Consider the following 16,440-nt stretch of genomic DNA (forward strand, 5'->3'; position numbering starts at 1 on the left):
CTTCGGGTTCAAGAAGCCTGAGCATCTCGTCGCCCTCGCACTGCTCGACCGAGGCGGCTACTGCCCGCCCCTACCCGGACGGGGAGCTGCCCGATGAACCCACGGATGCGTCAGGAGAGCCAGAAAACGGTTACGAGAAGCTGAGGATCCGGCCAGCGACCGGCCGGTGCCGCCACCAGAGCCTGTTCGGCCCCCGGAGGATCCACGGCGCGTGGCTTCGCCCCCGCCGGGAAGCTAGCCTTCCTCTCGCCGATGACGGATCAGGATCGAGAAGGGAAGCAGCCGGCGCCGCGGGTGCGCGACCTGCCGGCGCCGCGGCGGAACCGGAGCATCATCGGGCCGCTGTTCCAGCGGATCTTCACGTGGCCCTACCGGATCACGCTGGCCGCGCTGTTCCGGTCCGGCGTCCGGCCGTGGCAGCTGACGCTCGGTTCCCTGGCCGTGAACGTGGTGGTGGGATGGCTGCTGCTGACCGGCCGGCGGTTCCTCCCGGGGATGCTGCTGATCCCGGCCGGCGTCCTGGACGTGTTCGACGGCGGCGTCGCGCGCATGCGGGGAGAGGACAGCCGCCTGGGGGCGTTCCTGGACTCCACCCTCGACCGGGTGTCCGACGGCATCCTGTTCGGGTGCCTGTTCTGGTCGCTGGCCGGCCAGGGCCACCACACCGCGGCGGCACTCGCCATGTCGACGCTCGCCATCTCGCTGGTGGTCAGCCAGATCCGGGCGGAGGGCGAGGCGCTCGGGATCACGCTGTCCGAGGGCGTGTTCCAGCGGCTGGAGCGGTACGTGGCCCTGATGGTCGGGCTGACGGCGCCGGGAGCGCTGCTTCCAGTGCTGGCCGTCCTCACCGGCCTGGGCGGATTGACCGTGGCCCAGCGAGGGTGGTCGGCGTGGCGGCGTCTGTCGCGGCCGGCGGAACCGGAACCCGCCGGGCCTCAGCCCGGGGGCGACGGCTGGCAGGACGGGCAGAAGTAGGTCGTCCTTCCGGCGGCGGTGATGCGGGACAGCGGCGTCCCGCACCGAGGGCACACGGCACCGACGCGGCCCCGGACGTGGTTCAGCCACCCTCGCTTGCGGGGCACGTAGTCGAACTTCGCCACCATCTCCTTCAGGACGGCGTGCATGGTGCGGTACAGGCGCACGCGTTCCTCGTCGTCGAGCGACTCGACCCTGCGCCGCGGGTGCAGCCTGGCCTGCCACAGGACCTCGTCGGCCACCAGGTTCCCCACGCCGGCCACGAACCGCTGGTCCATCAGCAGGGCCTTGACCCCGCCGCGGCGCCGGCCCAGCCGCTCCAGGAACTCCCGGCGCGAGACCGTGAGCGCGTCCGGCCCCAGCTCGCCCATGACCGCCCGGGCCTCGTCCCGGTCGTGCGCCAGCCACGCCCCGCCCAGCTTTCGCATGTTCCGGTACCGAAGCTCGCCCCGGTCCAGGACCAGGATCACCCGGTCGTGGCGGTGGCGCTCGGGCTCGTCACTGGACCAGATCAGGTCCCCGGTCATGCCGAAGTGCAGCAGCAGCCCCGGCCCGGCCTCGGTCCAGGCCAGCAGCCACTTCCCCAGGCGATCGGGGTCGGCGAACCGGTGGCCCCGCAGGGCGCCGTCCAGCGCTTCCGGCGTCGCGTTCCGGACGATGGTGGGGTCGGGGACGATGACCTCGCGAACCGTGCGACCGGTCGCGTGTTCCCGGAAGAACCGCCGGTACGCCTCGACGTCGGGGAGCTCGGGCACCGTCCCCTCAGGCCGTGTGGCGGTCCAGCCAGCCGACCACGTCGTCCAGGACCCGGTCCCGCTCCGGCTCGTTCATGACCTCGTGGTACAGGCCGTCGTAGACGATCAGCTGCTTGTCGGGCGACGCGATCGAGTCGAACAGGTCCCGCGCGCCCTCGACGTCGGCGATGGCGTCGTCGCTCCCGTGGACCATCAACACGGGCAGGGCCAGGCGGTCGCCGGACTGGTTGACCTCGATGGCCGACTCCAGGGCGGCCGCGTTCGCCTCCGGCGAGACCCTGTCCGCGAACACCAGTGGGTCGTCCACGTAGGCCTGTACGACCTCGGGGTCCCGGCTGATCGAGGAGGGCGGAATGCCCTGGCCCTCGGGGTCGGCCATCGCCGTCAGCAGGGCCGTCCCGGCCAGCACGGCGATTCCGGAAAGGACCAATCCCTCGACCGCGTCCGGATGCCGCATGACGTAGGAGGCGCCGATCAGGGCCCCCAGGCTGTGGCCGAAGAGGAACACCGGACGGCCCGCAGCCGCCTCGCGGGCCCGGGCCACGATGGCGGCCGCGTCCTCAAGCCAGTCGGTGAGGCCCGACACGTTCCCGGGCCACCCCTCGGACCGGCCGTGGCCCCGGAGGTCGGCCGTGTACACGGAGTACCCCGCGCCTGCCAGGCGGGCCCCCACGTGCTCGTAGCGCCCGGAATGCTCCGCCAGCCCGTGCGCCAGGGCGATGGCGGCTCTGGGGTCGGGAGCCTCCCACTCCCGGGTGAACGGCGTGGCCATGGGCCGGGATCGTTCCACGCCCACCGCGTTCGGGCAAGCCGCGCCGCCGGTCGCGCCGATGTGTGAGGATTTCGCCGTGGAGCCTCTGTTCGTGCGCGTGGGGAGCCTGGCGGAGGTCCCGGACGGCGAGGTCCGCGGCTACGAGCTCGACGGCATCCGGGTGGCCGTGGCGCACCTGGACGGCCAGGTCCACGCCCTGGGCGACGAGTGCACCCACCGGTCGTGCTCGCTGTCGGAGGGGGAGCTCGAGCCGGGTGGTTCGGTGGTCTGCCCCTGCCACGGGAGCCGGTTCGACCTGGAGTCGGGCGAGCCGCTGGACGGGCCCGCCGCCGAGCCGGTTCCCGTGTACCCGGCTCGGGTGGAGGACGGATGGGTGGAGGTGGCCGTCACGGCCTGGGACCACAATGGACGGGAGGCCTGAGGACGTGTCACCGTCGACGCTCGGAGGAGGAGGCTCGACATGAAGCTCGGCATGGTGGGGCTCGGACGGATGGGCGGGAACATGACCGTCCGACTGGTTCGGGATGGTCACGAGGTGGTCGCGTACGGGCGAAGCCCGCAGACGGTGGAGCGCGTGGTGGAGTCCGGAGCCATCGGGGCGTCCTCGCTGGAGGACCTCGTCGGCAAGCTCGAGGCTCCCAGGACGGTCTGGCTCATGATCCCCGCTGGTGCCCCCACCGAGCAGACGATCGAATCCCTTCGGAAGATGCTCCAGGCCGGGGACACCATCATCGACGGCGGCAACTCCTTCTGGCGGGACTCGGTACGGCGAGCCGACGAGCTGGCCGGGGACGGCATCCACTTCCTTGATTGCGGCACCTCCGGCGGGATCTGGGGCCTGGCCAACGGGTACTGCCTGATGGTGGGAGGCGCGAAGGAGGCGTTCGACCGCAACGAGCCGATCTTCGCGACCCTCGCGCCGGAAGGCGGGTACGCGTACATGGGGCGCCCCGGCTCGGGCCACTTCGTGAAGATGGTCCACAACGGGATCGAGTACGGGATGCTCGCGGCCTACGGCGAGGGCTTCGAGATCCTGCGTGCGTCCGACTTCGAGCTGGACCTTCCGGCGATCGCGGGAATCTGGCGCTACGGGAGCGTCGTCCGTTCCTGGCTCCTGGAGCTGCTGGTGGAGGCGTTCAGCAAGGACCCCGGCCTGGACGGCATCAAGGGCTACGTGGAGGACTCCGGCGAGGGCCGGTGGACGGTGTTCGCGGCCATGGACGAGAACGTGCCCGCGCCCATAACGGCGCTCTCGCTGTTCCTGCGGTTCGCCTCCCGGCAGGACGAGTCCTACGCGGCCAAGGTCATCGCGGCGCTTCGCAACGAGTTCGGCGGGCACGCGGTGAAGGCGGAGGGGAGCTCGTAGCCGATGACGTTGAAGCCTCCCGACCCGCAGGCCATCGTCATCTTCGGCGCGTCGGGCGACCTGACCCGCCGCAAGCTGCTCCCGGCGTTCTGGCACCTGTTCTCGGAGGGGCTCCTGCCCCAGGGCGTGGCCATCATCGGGTACGCCCGGACGGAGATGTCGGACGAGGAGTTCCAGGAGCAGGCTCGCCACTCCGTCGAGCAGTACGCCCGGAGCAAACCCAGCACCGACGTGTGGGGCGAGTTCCGCAAGCGCCTGACCTACGTGCCCGGCGAATTCGACAGCGAGCAGGCCATGGAGCACCTCCGGGAGCACCTGGAATGGACGGACAAGACGCAGGGCACCGAGGGCGGGCGGTTCTACTACTGCGCGACGCCGCCGGCCGCGTACCCGCTGATCGTCCAGCGCCTGGCCGAGAGCAACATGCACCCCGGCTCGAAGATCGTGATCGAGAAGCCGTTCGGGCGCGACCTCAGCAGCGCGCGCGAGCTGAACGACGCGCTCCACACCGTGTTCGACGAGTCGCAGATCTTCCGAATCGACCACTACCTGGGGAAGGAGACCATCCAGAACGTCCTGGCCTTCCGGTTCGCCAACGGGATGTTCGAGCCCATCTGGAATCGCCGGTACGTGGACAACGTGCAGATCACCGTGGCGGAGGACATCGGGATCGAGGGCCGGGGCTCGTTCTACGAGGAGACCGGCACGATCCGGGACATGGTGCAGACGCATCTGTTCCAGGTCATGACCATCCTGGCCATGGAGCCGCCGGTGTCGTTCGATCCCAACCGGCTGCGCGACGAGAAGGTGCGGGTGCTGCGGTCGATGGACATCGTGGACCCGAAGAAGGTCGTCCGCGGGCAGTACGTCGGCTACCGGAACGAGCCCGACGTGCACGCGCGTTCCCAGGCGGAGACGTTCGCCGCGCTCCAGGTCCAGATCGACAACTGGCGGTGGGCGGACGTCCCCTTCAACCTCCGGACCGGGAAGATGCTGGCGCGCAAGGTGACCGAGGCGTCGCTGTCGTTCCGGCACGTGCCGTACAACGTGTTCCGGGGGACCGACACCACGCCGCTCGGCCGGGACGCGCTGGCCATCCGGATCCAGCCCGACGAGGGGATCTCGCTGCACCTCAACATCAAGAAGCCCGGGCTCGGCTTCGAGCTGGACCGGGCCCAGCTCGACTTCGACTACGAGCGGACCTTCAACACGCCGCTCATCGAGGCCTACGAGACGCTGATCCTCGAGGCGATGGAGGGCGACCACACGCTGTTCACCCGGGAGGACGAGGTGGAGGAGGCCTGGCGGGTCCTGATGCCGGTGCTGGACTACCCGCCGCCGGTGGAGTTCTACGAGCCCGGCTCGTGGGGGCCGCCGGAGGCCGACGCGCTGGTCCTCCCGCGCCACTGGCACGTCACGCCGCCGCCGGAGGAACGACCCACGGCGCAGGGCCGGTAGGCTTGCACGCTCGACCGGGATCCGGGACCAGGAGGAGAGCCGTGGCACGCGAGATCGACTGGGCGTTGTTCGAGAAGGCCGTGGAGCTGACGGGCTCCGCGGTGCGGGGGGCGATGGGCGGGGAGAACAGCCAGCCGCCCAAGTACGTGGGCGACGTGTTCCGCGAGGTGTGGACGGCGCTGAAGGAGGCGCTGGCCGACCTGCCGGAGAAACCCCGGGCCGGCTTCTGAGGAGCTCAGCCCTCGGAGGCGCCGGCGACGTCGCGCATCGAGAGCATCCCGACCACCTGGTCGTTCTCGATCACCGGGAGGTGACGGAAGCCGCCCGCCAGCATCCGGCTGAGGGCCTCCTCCACGGAGGCGTCCGGGCTGATGCTCGTGGGGTTGCGGGTCATCCAGTTCGACACCGGGTGGCCGGCGGCGTCGAAGTGCTCGCCGAGCGCGCGCACGATGTCGCGCTCCGTGAAGATGCCGGCGATGCGGTCGCCGTCCATGATCAGCGCGGAGCCGACGCGCTTGCCGCCCATCACGGTGGCCGCTTCCGCCACGGTCGCATCGGGCTCGACCGTGATGACGCTGCCGCTCATGACCTCGCGAACGGTGGCCATGTCCTCCGTAGCCTAGCGCGGCGGGTCCCGCCAGTCGAAGCGTAGGCTGGGCGGCCGTGGGGACCCGTCCCGCCGCCGACGCCGCGCTGGCAGACTGGTTCGAGCCACGCCGCTCGCTGTATCCGTGGCGGGGCGAGCGCGACGCGTACCGCGTGCTGGTGAGCGAGGTGATGCTCCAGCAGACGCAGGCGGCTCGGGTGGCGGCGGCCTATCCACCGTTCCTGGAACGGTTCCCCGACGTCGCCGCGGTGGCGAGCGCGTCGCGGGCCGACGTCCTCCGGGCCTGGGCGGGGCTCGGCTACAACCGCCGGGCGGTGGCGCTGTGGGAAGCGGCCCGGGACGTGCTCCGCCTGCACGGCGGGGCGGTGCCCTCGGAGCCGGCCGAGCTGGAGCGGCTGCCGGGGATCGGCCCGTACACCGCGGCGGCGGTGGCCTCGATCGCGTTCGGCCGGCCGGTGCCGGCCATCGACACGAACGTGCGCCGGGTGGTGGCCCGGGCCCGCCTGGGGGCGGAGCCGCACGAGGTGGGCGCTCGGCGGATCCGCGACGCCGCGGGCTCGTGGCTGGATCGAACGGACCCGGGAGGATGGAACCAGGCGGTGATGGACGTGGGCCGTGAGGCCTGCCGCCCGGTGCCCTGGTGCGACGCCTGTCCGCTGTCGTCGGGCTGCCGGTTCCGGGCGGCGGGGCGGCCTCCATCGTCGCCCGCTCGCGGCGGTGCTCCGTTCGAGGGCTCGACGCGGCAGGCGCGCGGACGTGTGGTCGCGCACCTGCGGACGCGGCGGGCGGCCACGCTCCAATCGCTCGCCGGGGCGGCCGGGCTGCCGCTCGACCACACGGCCAGGCTGGTGCGGGGTCTGGTGGCAGACGGCCTGGTGGCCGCGGGTCCGGCAGCGACGGCCGGGCGCGGGAACGGCCGGGTCCGGCTCCCCTAGCCCTGGGGCCAGGCCGGGACCGGTTCGGGCTCCTGCCGAGCCTCTGCGGTCACCGCTCCGGCAGGCGCCGGATGGACTCCAGGGTGCGCAGCCACGCCTTCGATTCCTGAAGGTCCTCGGGAAGCAGATCGGGCGGGACGTCGACCTCCCTGCGGCGGCGAGCGCGACGCCGAGCCAGCGGGCCGCCCCGCCGCTCGCCCAGGTAGCTCCCGCTCCAGCCGGACTCCCAGCCGTTGCGGTCGTAGAGCTTCCGGGCCAGGTTGCTGGCGGACTGTGCGCCGACGCCTCCGGGGGACAGCACGGTGACGAGGACGCCGATGCCTCCGATGACCACGGCCAGGAGCACCACCAGGCCCAGCGGAGCGCCCAGGAGCCCGGCCATGAGCAACACCAGGGCAACGACCACGAACCCCGCCACCCGGGCGCCGTCCATGCCTCCATGGTAGGCCCCAAGTGGCGATCCCGCAGCGGCCCCGGATCCGTACACCAGGGTAGGTCCACACGGACGGGACGGGAGGCCGGGATGAGAGGGCGCCTGATCGCGGTGGTGGGCATCCTCGCGGTCTCCGGCTTGTTCGCGGCCGTGGCAACCTCGTGCGGCAACCACGCCAGCTCCACCGCCGCGGCCGGGGCCCCGGGGGCAGGGCCGGGTGCCACGGGCGCCACCGGGCCTCGCATCCCCGCCGGTCCGACGGGTGCGACGGCCGGCTCCGCAGGCGTCGAGCCGCTGGCCGATCTCCCTCAGGTCGGGCCCAACATCATCAAGACGGGGCACCTCTCCATCGAGGTCGAGCGGGGTGGCTTCGACGACGCGTTCGACCGGGCATCCGTCGTCGCCGGCACGTACGGCGGGTTCGTCGAGTCGTCGTCCTCCCAGGGCGTCAAGCACCGGTCGGGAAGCCTCACCATCCGGGTCCCGGCGGCCAGCTTCGAGGACGCCCTGCACGACCTCCGCGCCATCGGTACCGTGCAGCGGCAGTCCATCACCGGCCGCGACGTCACCTCGCAGTTCGTGGACATCGACGCGCGCCTGCGCAACTTCGAGACGCAGGAGAAGGTCCTGCTTCGCCTGCTGTCGAAGGCCACCACCATCGAGGGGACCCTGCGAGTCCAGCGGACCCTGTCCGACGTGCAGCTGCACATCGAGGAGCTGACCGGAGAGCGGCGCGTGCTTTCCAACCGGGCCGAGCTGTCGACGATCCAGGTCGAGCTGTTCGAAGCGGGGGCTCCACCGGTCGTGCACACGCAGACGGTTGCCATCGAGAAGCCGAAGCTCGGCGAGGCGCTGACCCGGGCGGAGGCGGTGTTCCTGGGGCTCGTCTACGGCATCGTGGTGGCCCTGGCCGTGCTGATCCCGCTCTCCCTGCTGGCGCTTTTGGTGTGGCTCCTGGTGCGGCGATACCGCGCTAGAGTCCCCGCATGACCGAATCACTGGCACAGGACCTCGATCCCGTGGCCCGTCCGTCGGAGTACGTGGCGTTCATGCTCTCGCTCCTCGGGGACGACGACCCGGCCGAGGTGCAGGCGGCGACGCCGGCGGCACTCCAGGACCTCGCGGCCCGGGCGGGCGCGAGCATCCGGACCAGGCCCGCCGAGGGCGAATGGTCCGTCGTGGAGCTCATCGGGCACTTCACCGACGCGGAGCTGGTCGGCGCAGCCCGGTACCGATGGGTCCTGTCCCACGACGCCCCCGAGCTCATCGCCTACGACCAGGACCTGTGGGTGGACCGGCTCGGCCATCGCGACCGGCCGGCGGAGGAGCTGCTGGAGTTCCACGGCGTGCTGCGCGGGGAGAACCTCCGGCTGTGGGAGCGGACGCCGGTCCAGGAGCGCGAACGCTACGGCATCCACGCCGAGCGGGGCCGCGAGAGCTTCGAGCAGCTGTTCCGCACCATCGCCGGCCACGACCGATTCCACCTGGAACAGATCCGCCGGACCCTGGAGGCGGTCCTGGGGACCTGAGCGCCCGATGCCCGGAGCTGAGCGCTACACGCCCTTCAGGGAGGGGATGACCCTCTCCCCGAACAGCTCCACGGTCCGGGACGCGATGTCGTAGTCCATGCCCGGGTAGTGCAGGCGGACGATCAGGTGGAACTCCCGGCGGCCCCCAAACGCCTCCACCATGGGCCGGAGCCGGTGCGCCACCTCGTGCGCCGTCCCCGTCACCACCGTCTGGCGGAGCACCTCGTCGGGGGGCGGCGTCACCCAGAACCCCTTGCCGGGCGTGTCGGCCCCCTCGGCCCACGCGGCGTAGATGCCGAGGTGGTGGCCGGCACCCTTGCGGACGACCTCCAGCGCGTCGCCGTCCTCCCAGGCGAACGCGCTCTGGAGCTGCGCGAACGGCATCGCGGCGGGGTCCTTGCCCGCTTCGGCGGCCCCTTCCTCGGCCAGGGCCAGGCTCTCGCGCATCTCGTCGATCCACCCCCCCCGGCTCCGGATGTAGCCGTCGCCGATGCGCCCGGCCCGGCGGACCGCCGCCTCCGCGTGTCCGCCCAGCCAGATGGGGACGCCGCCCTCCCGGGCCGGAGGGGGCGTGATCAGCACGTCGTTGTAGCGGTAGTGCCTCCCTTCGAAGGAGAAGCGCTTGCCCGTCCACGCCTTGCGCAGGACCTCGATCGTCTCGACCGTGCGGCGAAGTCGCTCCGCGGGCCGCTGCCCCCACATCCGGAACTCCTCCTCCCGCCACCCCAGCCCGAGCCCCAGGATCAGCCGGCCGTTCGACAGCTGGTCGACCACGGCGGCGTCCTCGGCCAGCCGGAGGGGATCGTGGAAGGGCGTCAGCAGGACCCCGGTGCCGAGCTTCATCCGCTCGGTGGCGGCGGCGAACGCCGCCAGCATGGGCAGCAACGACGGGAGATACCCATCCCCGGAGCCGTGGTGCTCGCTCACCCACGCCGAGTCGAACCCGAGCGTCTCGGCCAGCCGGACCAGGTCGATGATCTCACGGTACTCTTGGGCGAACGTGCGCCCGGAGTCCGGCGGGACCTGCCCCGTGAACAGCCCGAGCCCGATCTGGACGGTCATGACGTGCGCAGGCTACCGGAGCCAGACCGGTCCCGTTGCTACCCGGCTGGCCGGAGGTCGGGTGAGTCGGGAAGCGTTACGGCGAACCGGGCCCCCATTGGAGGTTCGCTGCCGGCGGTGATGTCGCCCCCCAGCGCCTGGACGATGCGCTTGGCCACGGCCAGCCCAAGCCCGGAGCCGGGCTCGGAACGGGCCGGGTCCGCCCGGTAGAAGGGATCGAACACGCGAGTGAGCGCGTCGGGCGGGATGCCTTCGCCGGTGTCCTCCACCACCAGCCGCAATCGCCCGCCCAGTCTCCGGGCCTGGATGGTGACCGTGCCGTCCGGCGGGGTGTGGCGGATCGAGTTCTGGACCAGGTTCTGGAGCACCCGGACCAGCCTTAGTGAGCAGGCCGCGTCGCCCGCGCCGTCGAGGTCCGTCCGCACCGAGACCCCCTTGCTCAGGGCGTCCCCCTTGCACGTGCCGATCGCGGAGCTGACCACGTCTCGAACCCGAGTTCGTGCGGTCTCCGCCTCGATGGCTCCGGCATCGAGCTGGACCAGCTCGAACAGGTCGTCTACGAGCGCGACCAGGGTGTCGACCGAGCGCCGCATCTCCCCGGCGTACCGGCGGAGGGTCGGAACGTCATCGACCACGCCCTCGTCGATGGCCTCCACCATGACCCGGAGGCGGGCCAGGGGCGTCCGGAGGTCGTGGGAGACCGCCGTGATGAGGTCGCGGCGCCGGGCCTCGACGTCCTGGACCCGGGCCATGGCCTGTCCGAGGCGCTCGGCCATTTGATCGAGCGTTGAGGCCAGGGCGTCGTACTCTGGCCCCCCGCCGACATCGCCCGCTCGTGCGGACAGGTCGCCCTCCGCCAGTGCCCGTGCTGCGGCGGAAAGCCGGCCGACGGCGCGGGCCGGACCGCGGGCCAGCACCAGCGCCGCTCCGGCCCCGGCACCCACTGCGTACGCCAGCACGACGACCACCGCCCTCATGTCGGGCCCGCTGACGAACATCAACCGGGCCACCACGGCCAGGTTCGCCAGTCCCACCAGGAGGGCCACGACCGCGATGGCGGTGAGGCGGGAGCGGAGCGAGATGCGGGCAAACAGGGACTGGGCCGCGGCCGCGGCGGCGACCGTGGCGAGCGCCGCCGGCAGGAGCAGCAACGCGAGGTGGCCGAGCTCGTGGCCGTGCATCCCGGCCCCCGCGCCCGCCAGGACGGTGACCCCCCCGCCGGCCGCCGCCGCGGCCGCCACCACGAGGAGCCCGCGCGCGCCCTTCATGGATCGAACCGGTATCCCACGCCCCACACCGTTACCAGGTGCCGGGGCGTGGACGGGTCGTACTCGATCTTCTCCCGGAGACGGCGGACATGGACGGTGACCGTGGAAGGATCACCCTCGAACGCGAAGTCCCACAGCTCCTCCAGGATGTCGAGACGCGTGCACACCTGGCCCGGACTCGAGGCCAGGAAGTGGAGCAGGTCGAACTCCTTCGGGGTCAGGCGGACGGGCGTCCCGGACAGGCGGACCTCGCGGCTGCGGCCGTCGATGTCGAGGTCGCCGAAGGACAGTGCCTCGCGGGCCTGCCCCCGATGCTCGGCCCGGCGGAGCACCGCACGGACCCTGGCCACGATCTCCCGTGGCGAGAAGGGCTTGGTCACGTAGTCGTCGGCCCCCAGCTCGAGCCCGACGACCCGGTCGGTCTCCTCGCCACGTGCCGTCAACATGATGACCGGGACGGTGTTCGCCTCTCGGATCCGGCGGAAAACCTCCAGGCCGTCGAGGCGTGGGAGCATCAGGTCGAGGAGGACCAGGTCGGGGCGGAACGAGCGAATGGACTCCACCGCTTCCTGGCCGTCCTGCGCCGTCGCCACCTCGAAGCCCTCACGGGTCAAGTAGCGGGTCAGCACGTCCACGACGATGGGCTCGTCGTCCACGACCAGCACTCGATGCGCTTGGTCCATCGGGTCGATTGTAGGAGGGGCAGCCCTTTCGGAATCCTTACGGAGACGGAAAGCGGTACGTAATGGGGCCGCGTCTACGGTCGAGACGTGCGGCAGGTAAGGACCTGTCGGAAAGGAGGCACGACATGAGACGCGGACTGTTCGCCATCGCGGGTCTGGCCCTCGTCGCCGCCCTGGCGGTTCCCACTGCGGTGCAGGCACGGGCCGGCGCGCGTGCGGCCCGAGCGTTCCCGATCCATCTGCACGCGCATCAGCTGGCCCCGCTCGACGGCGCGTTCTACGAGCTCTGGACCGTGTTCGGCTCACAGAAGCTCTCCGCGGGCGCATTCAACGTGGACGAGGATGGCAACCTGGTGGACGGCTTCGGCCACCCCGCGCGGTTCTTCTCGACCCGAAACCCCGCCCACGCCGACGCGTTGGTGGTGACGGTGGAACCCTCGCCCGACCCCGACCTGGGGCCGAGCGGGATCGCCATCCTGGTCGGCTCGCCGCACCGCCATCGGGCTCCGTTGTCGTTCCCGGCGAACGTGTCCAACGTCGCGGGGAGCTTCATCCTTGCAACGCCCACCGATCAGAGCATGTCGGACGAGACGTCGGGCCTGTGGTTCCTCGACCCGACCGCCGGCCCGGGTCCGTCTCTCTCGCTCCCGACCCTGCCCTCTGGCTGGGTCTGGGAGGGATGGGGGGTCACGCAGGGCGTACCGCTGTCGAGCGGCCGCTTCACGCAAGCGAGCGGAGCCGACCGAAGCGCCCAGTTCTCGGGCCCGCTGGCCGGCCCGCCGTTCCCGGGTGAGGACTTCCTGACCGGTCTCCCCGCCGGGGTGACCTCGCCGGTGAACCTGGCCGACGGCTCGTCGATGGCGGTCGTCACCATCGAGCCCGACCTGAACGGGAACGACCCCACGGGGCCAGGACCCTTCTCGATCAAGCCGCTGGCAGCGGCCATCTCTCCCGGCGCGGCCGACCACACGTCGATCATGCTCCACCGGGACCTCTCGACCGTGCCGAGCGGCGCCGCGACATTCTGATCACGAAGACGAGCGAGAGCCCGGGCCAGACCCAGCCCGGGCCCTCCGCTATTTCACCCAGAGCTGGTCGATCAGGAGCCCCCACTGCGGGTTGTGCTCGTAGTTCCCCACCCGGCCCGAGACGAAGTCGACCCCCGCCGGGTTCAGCACGGGCACCCAAGGAGCCGCGAGGGTGACCTTGCGATCGACCGTGGCCCACACCTCGTCCGCCGCCGGCGGATCGGTCACCTGCAAGGCCAGCGCGCGGTCGATGAGCGACTGGATCGCCGGATCGCAGAACTCCGCGGCGTTGATGTTGCCGGTCGAGTTCGGGACGAACGCCTTGCAGCTCACCAGCTGGATGAAGTTCGAGGGGGCGGGGTAGTCGGCGAACCAGCCGGACCCGCCCAGCTGCATGCGAGTCCCGGAGTCCTGGATCTGGCCGAAGTAGTCGCCGTGGGTGACGACGTGAAGGCTGGCACGATACTTCAGGCTCTCCAGGAGCCCGACGAAGCTCCGGGCTATGGCGTCGAGGCCGGGGAACTCCGTGGTCGTCCACACCGTCACCTTCATCCCCGCTGTATGCGAAGCTTGGACGAGCCGCTCGGCCCGGGCCATGTCGGGCGCCGTCCACGTACCGCTGGCGGTGGGGTCGAGCGTGTAGGGGCAGAACGGCCGGTAGCCGGGGAAGTTGGCAGGGATGAGCTGGCAGGTGGGGAGGGCCACCCCGAAGCCCTTCACGAGGGCCGCCCGGTCCACGGCGTAGTTGAGGGCCTGCCGCACGCGAGGGTCGTCGAACGGCGGCTGGGTGGTGTTCATCACCATGCCGTACGTCGCCGACTGCGGATACAGGTGAACCCGCTCGGTGAACCGCGTGGTCAGCTCGTCCAGCTGGCCGGGGGGCGGCCCGTCGAAGTCGTAGTCGGCGCCGCCCTGCTCGACCTGGGTCACCGCGGCCTGCTCGCCGAGGCCGATCCGCCACACGATGCTATCGGGGTACCCGTCGGGCTGGGCGGCGGGCGACCACTCGTGGAACTGGGGGTTCCGGACGAGCACCAGGCTCCCGACCTGGCCGTCCTGTGCCCCGGGCGTGTAGCTCTGGATCATGTACGGCCCGGTCGCGGGAACGAACCGGCTGGGGTCGGGGGCCGGGCTTCCTGCGGGCACGACGTCCGCGAACGGGAGCGCCAGCTTGTACAGAAACTCCGAGTCGGGCGCCGTCAGGTGGAAGGTGACGGTCCCGGCGCTGTCGTCCGTGACGATCCCCGCGGACAGGTCACACGTGGCCGGTTCCTTCGCGCAGGCGGAGCCGCCCAGGATGACCTGGTAGTAGCCGGCGTCGACGACGGGCGAGTGCGATCGGAACAGCCGCTCGATGGCGATGCGGACGTCCTCAGGCTTCACGGTCTGGCCGTCGGAGTAGTGGATGCCCGGACGGAGCTGGAACGTGTAGGTGGTTCCGCCGTCGGTGGGGGCAGGGATCGACGTCGCGAGGTCCGGGACGATGGACGAGCCGCCGGGGCCCCCCACGCCCTTGAACGCCACCAGGCCGTCGTTGGTGGTGATGAGGACCTGCCACGACGCCGGGTAGTACGAGACCCCCGGATCGATCGCCTTCGGGAACGGGAGCGAGCTCGACACCAGCTGGAGGGTCCCCCCGCGATGGGCGCTGCCCGATCCCTGGGCCGCCACCCACAGGGACCCATCGAGGACCACCGCAGCCTGTGGCGCGCTCCCGACGCTCACCGTGGACGTGCGCTTGGTGGCCGGGTCGAGCCTGGTCACGGTCCCGTCGAACTCGTTCGTGACCCACACGGCGCCGCCGCCCAGGGCCACCCCCAGGGGCCCGTCCCCGACCGGGTCGGCCTCCGCGACGGTGGCGGTTCCCGGGTCGATCCGAGAGACCGTCCCGTCGAGGTTGTTCGCCACCCACACGGCGTCCGGGGCCACCGCAATCCCGGCCGGACCGTTGCCCACGCGCACGAAGGCCGTCACCGTGTTGGTGGCCGGGTCGATCCGCGACACGGTCCCGTCTGCGTTGTTGGTGACCCAGACCGCGGCCCCCACCGCCACCCCCATGGGACGGGACCCCACCTGGATCACCGTGGCGACCTTGCCCGTGTCGGGGTCGATGCGGGACACCGCGTCGTCCGCCGTGTCGGCCACCCACACCGCGCCCGAGCCGACGGCGATGCCGGAAGGGCCGTTGCCCACCGTGGTGGCCTTCACGACCGTGTTCGTCGCGGGATTGATGCGAAGGACTCGCCGGCCGTCGCTGTCCGTCACCCAGACGGCCCCCGATCCCACCGCGATCCCGGCGGGGCTTCCTCCCACCGTGACGGTCTGCACGACCGACCTGGTCTTCGGGTCGATCCGGGAGACGGTGCCGGCCGTCGCGTTCGCCACCCACACCGCCCCGAACCCCTGGGCGATGGCGGAGGGCCTCGAGCCCACGGGGATGGCGGCCGTCAGCCGGTTCGTGCGGAGGTCGATGAGCCCGACGGAGTCGGCCTCGATGCCGGTGAGCCGAGGCTTTCCGGACGGCGAGGAGTGGCCGCCGCCGCGGAGCACGAACGGGAGGGTCGCCGCCAGCAGGGCGGCCACGGCAAGGGCGGCCACGGCCGGCAGGAGCCATCTCCTCGACCGCATGGACGGCCGCCGCTCGATGAGTGGCGGTGCCGTCACTGCGAGGGATGCCCCTCCCACCAGGGCGTCCCTGGCGGCTTCGGCCAGCGCACCGGCGGTCTCGTACCGGTCCTCGGGCTGCTTGGCCATCGCCTTCGCCACCACGTCGTCGATGGCAGCCGGGACCTCGGGCCGCCGGGCGGTGACCTTCGGCGGCGGCTCCTCCAGATGGGCGTAGAGGATGGTGACTTCCAGGTCGCTCTGGAACGGGGGCCGTCCGGCCAGGCACTCGTACAGGACGCAGCCCAACGAATAGACGTCCGTGCGGCCGTCCACAGCCTGTCCGCGGACCTGCTCGGGGGCGACGTAGTCGAGGGTCCCCATGAGCTGGCCGGTGCGGGTGAGCGCGGTGGGATGGGCCATGCGCCGGATCAGGCCGAAGTCGGTGAGGTACACGTGCTCACCTCTCGACTGGTCTCGCAGCGAGACCAGGATGTTCGCCGGCTTCACGTCCCGATGGACCAGCCCGCGCCCGTGTGCCGCATCCAGCGCGCTCGCCACCTGCATGACGATCGATGCAGTCCGCGCCGGGTCGAGCGGCCCGAGCTCACGGATCAGGGTTCCGAGGTCCGTTCCCTCCACGTAGCGCATCGCGATGAACAGCTGGCCGTCGGCCTCTCCGGCCTCGTGGATGGGCACGACGTTGGGGTCCTCCAGGGAGGCCGCGAGCTCGGATTCCCGGACGAACCGGTCCCGGAAGCTCTGGTCCTCCGCCAGCTCGGGGGCGAGGACCTTCAGGGCGATCCGCCGCTTCAGCCGGAGGTCGGTGGCCAGGTACACCACGCCCATCCCGCCCCGGCCGAGCACCCGTTCGATGCGATAGCCGGCCAGCTCGGTTCCGGTTGCGATGTCCGTGGCGATCCCCCCGCGCCTGTATACACCGGGCATGGGCGCTTGGGGAGGGT

16 protein-coding genes and 1 pseudogene are annotated in these 16,440 nt (G+C 71.5%); 9 read left to right on the top strand and 8 right to left on the bottom strand.

The genetic code is table 11. The features are described 5' to 3' along the window. Positions 1-294 precede the first annotated feature (294 nt). A complete protein-coding gene (locus M3Q23_12200; protein MDP9342827.1) occupies positions 295-975 on the top strand; it encodes a CDP-alcohol phosphatidyltransferase family protein in 681 nt (226 codons plus the stop codon). Here M3Q23_12200 and M3Q23_12205 read toward each other — a convergent pair. Both M3Q23_12205 and M3Q23_12210 read right to left on the bottom strand, forming a co-directional pair. Beyond that, the gene (locus M3Q23_12205; GenBank protein ID MDP9342828.1) at positions 936-1,730 is read right to left on the bottom strand and encodes an Fpg/Nei family DNA glycosylase; all 795 of its coding nucleotides are present in this window, start codon (positions 1,728-1,730) and stop codon (positions 936-938) included. The two genes, M3Q23_12200 and M3Q23_12205, sit on opposite strands and share 40 nt — an antisense overlap. A gap of 7 nt (positions 1,731-1,737) precedes the next feature. Beyond that, positions 1,738-2,520: a lysophospholipase gene (locus M3Q23_12210; protein ID MDP9342829.1), complete on the bottom strand. Its 783-nt coding sequence runs from the start codon at positions 2,518-2,520 to the stop codon at positions 1,738-1,740. Positions 2,521-2,578: 58 nt separating this feature from the next. Between M3Q23_12210 and M3Q23_12215 the strand changes: the two genes are divergently transcribed. From M3Q23_12215 to M3Q23_12230, 4 genes are read left to right on the top strand one after another with little or no spacing between them, the layout of a single operon-like run. Then, the gene (locus M3Q23_12215; GenBank protein MDP9342830.1) at positions 2,579-2,923 is read left to right on the top strand and encodes a non-heme iron oxygenase ferredoxin subunit; all 345 of its coding nucleotides are present in this window, start codon (positions 2,579-2,581) and stop codon (positions 2,921-2,923) included. A 39-nt stretch (positions 2,924-2,962) separates the two neighbouring features. Continuing rightward, positions 2,963-3,868 carry a decarboxylating 6-phosphogluconate dehydrogenase gene (gene gnd, locus M3Q23_12220; GenBank protein ID MDP9342831.1) on the top strand — a complete coding sequence of 302 codons (906 nt, stop codon included), beginning with the start codon at positions 2,963-2,965 and terminating at the stop codon, positions 3,866-3,868. A gap of 3 nt (positions 3,869-3,871) precedes the next feature. Beyond that, a complete protein-coding gene (zwf, locus tag M3Q23_12225) occupies positions 3,872-5,326 on the top strand; it encodes a glucose-6-phosphate dehydrogenase (protein MDP9342832.1) in 1,455 nt (484 codons plus the stop codon). Between the two features lie 41 nt (positions 5,327-5,367). After that, positions 5,368-5,556, top strand: a complete 189-nt coding sequence (locus tag M3Q23_12230; protein MDP9342833.1) for a hypothetical protein — start codon at positions 5,368-5,370, stop codon at positions 5,554-5,556. 5 nt (positions 5,557-5,561) lie between these two features. On the opposite strand, the gene M3Q23_12235 is transcribed toward M3Q23_12230, so the two are convergent. Next, the gene (locus M3Q23_12235; GenBank protein ID MDP9342834.1) at positions 5,562-5,933 is read right to left on the bottom strand and encodes a CBS domain-containing protein; all 372 of its coding nucleotides are present in this window, start codon (positions 5,931-5,933) and stop codon (positions 5,562-5,564) included. Between the two features lie 86 nt (positions 5,934-6,019). Between M3Q23_12235 and M3Q23_12240 the strand changes: the two are divergent. Then, positions 6,020-6,430, top strand: a pseudogene (locus tag M3Q23_12240) (A/G-specific adenine glycosylase). Positions 6,431-6,917: 487 nt separating this feature from the next. Here M3Q23_12240 and M3Q23_12245 read toward each other — a convergent pair. Further along, positions 6,918-7,301, bottom strand: coding sequence for a hypothetical protein (locus tag M3Q23_12245; GenBank protein MDP9342835.1), 384 nt, complete (start codon positions 7,299-7,301; stop codon positions 6,918-6,920). Positions 7,302-7,391: 90 nt separating this feature from the next. Here M3Q23_12245 and M3Q23_12250 point away from each other — a divergent pair, with 90 nt between their 5' ends. Together M3Q23_12250 and M3Q23_12255 are read left to right on the top strand one after the other, a co-directional pair. Continuing rightward, positions 7,392-8,291 carry a DUF4349 domain-containing protein gene (locus M3Q23_12250; protein ID MDP9342836.1) on the top strand — a complete coding sequence of 300 codons (900 nt, stop codon included), beginning with the start codon at positions 7,392-7,394 and terminating at the stop codon, positions 8,289-8,291. Beyond that, complete coding sequence (locus M3Q23_12255) at positions 8,288-8,830, top strand: DinB family protein (GenBank protein MDP9342837.1); 543 nt, start codon at positions 8,288-8,290, stop codon at positions 8,828-8,830. The genes M3Q23_12250 and M3Q23_12255 overlap by 4 nt, the downstream gene beginning before the upstream one ends. Before the next feature lie 24 nt (positions 8,831-8,854). Here the strand turns inward: M3Q23_12255 and M3Q23_12260 are convergent, their stop codons facing one another. The 3 genes from M3Q23_12260 to M3Q23_12270 are packed head-to-tail and all read right to left on the bottom strand — an operon-like array spanning position 8,855 to position 11,843. Next, on the bottom strand, positions 8,855-9,892 hold the full coding sequence (locus M3Q23_12260; GenBank protein ID MDP9342838.1) for an LLM class flavin-dependent oxidoreductase: 1,038 nt from the start codon (positions 9,890-9,892) through the stop codon (positions 8,855-8,857). Positions 9,893-9,930: 38 nt separating this feature from the next. Then, on the bottom strand, positions 9,931-11,160 hold the full coding sequence (locus tag M3Q23_12265) for a HAMP domain-containing histidine kinase (protein ID MDP9342839.1): 1,230 nt from the start codon (positions 11,158-11,160) through the stop codon (positions 9,931-9,933). Beyond that, positions 11,157-11,843: a response regulator transcription factor gene (locus M3Q23_12270; GenBank protein MDP9342840.1), complete on the bottom strand. Its 687-nt coding sequence runs from the start codon at positions 11,841-11,843 to the stop codon at positions 11,157-11,159. Before M3Q23_12270 ends, M3Q23_12265 begins: the two co-directional genes overlap by 4 nt. Positions 11,844-11,968: 125 nt before the next feature. Between M3Q23_12270 and M3Q23_12275 the strand changes: the two genes are divergently transcribed. After that, on the top strand, positions 11,969-12,871 hold the full coding sequence (locus tag M3Q23_12275; protein ID MDP9342841.1) for a hypothetical protein: 903 nt from the start codon (positions 11,969-11,971) through the stop codon (positions 12,869-12,871). Positions 12,872-12,919: 48 nt separating this feature from the next. Here M3Q23_12275 and M3Q23_12280 read toward each other — a convergent pair whose 3' ends face one another. Continuing rightward, entirely contained in the window at positions 12,920-16,423 is a 3,504-nt protein-coding gene (locus M3Q23_12280) for an ABC transporter substrate-binding protein (GenBank protein ID MDP9342842.1), read from the bottom strand. Between the last annotated feature and the right edge of the window lie 17 nt (positions 16,424-16,440).

It is taken from the genome of Actinomycetota bacterium (assembly GCA_030774015.1).
Classification (GTDB): domain Bacteria; phylum Actinomycetota; class UBA4738; order UBA4738; family JACQTL01; genus JALYLZ01.

Excerpts from the sequence above, each read along its gene's own strand:
- M3Q23_12260 (MDP9342838.1), bottom strand. The coding sequence starts at position 9,892 with ATGACCGTCCAGATCGGGCTCGGGCTGTTCACGGGGCAGGTCCCGCCG.
- M3Q23_12255 (MDP9342837.1), top strand. The coding sequence starts at position 8,288 with ATGACCGAATCACTGGCACAGGACCTCGATCCCGTGGCCCGTCCGTCG.
- M3Q23_12265 (MDP9342839.1), bottom strand. The coding sequence starts at position 11,160 with ATGAAGGGCGCGCGCGGGCTCCTCGTGGTGGCGGCCGCGGCGGCGGCC.
- gnd (MDP9342831.1), top strand. The coding sequence starts at position 2,963 with ATGAAGCTCGGCATGGTGGGGCTCGGACGGATGGGCGGGAACATGACC.
- M3Q23_12235 (MDP9342834.1), bottom strand. The coding sequence starts at position 5,933 with ATGGCCACCGTTCGCGAGGTCATGAGCGGCAGCGTCATCACGGTCGAG.
- M3Q23_12280 (MDP9342842.1), bottom strand. The coding sequence starts at position 16,423 with ATGCCCGGTGTATACAGGCGCGGGGGGATCGCCACGGACATCGCAACC.
- M3Q23_12275 (MDP9342841.1), top strand. The coding sequence starts at position 11,969 with ATGAGACGCGGACTGTTCGCCATCGCGGGTCTGGCCCTCGTCGCCGCC.
- zwf (MDP9342832.1), top strand. The coding sequence starts at position 3,872 with ATGACGTTGAAGCCTCCCGACCCGCAGGCCATCGTCATCTTCGGCGCG.
- M3Q23_12245 (MDP9342835.1), bottom strand. The coding sequence starts at position 7,301 with ATGGACGGCGCCCGGGTGGCGGGGTTCGTGGTCGTTGCCCTGGTGTTG.
- M3Q23_12250 (MDP9342836.1), top strand. The coding sequence starts at position 7,392 with ATGAGAGGGCGCCTGATCGCGGTGGTGGGCATCCTCGCGGTCTCCGGC.
- M3Q23_12270 (MDP9342840.1), bottom strand. The coding sequence starts at position 11,843 with ATGGACCAAGCGCATCGAGTGCTGGTCGTGGACGACGAGCCCATCGTC.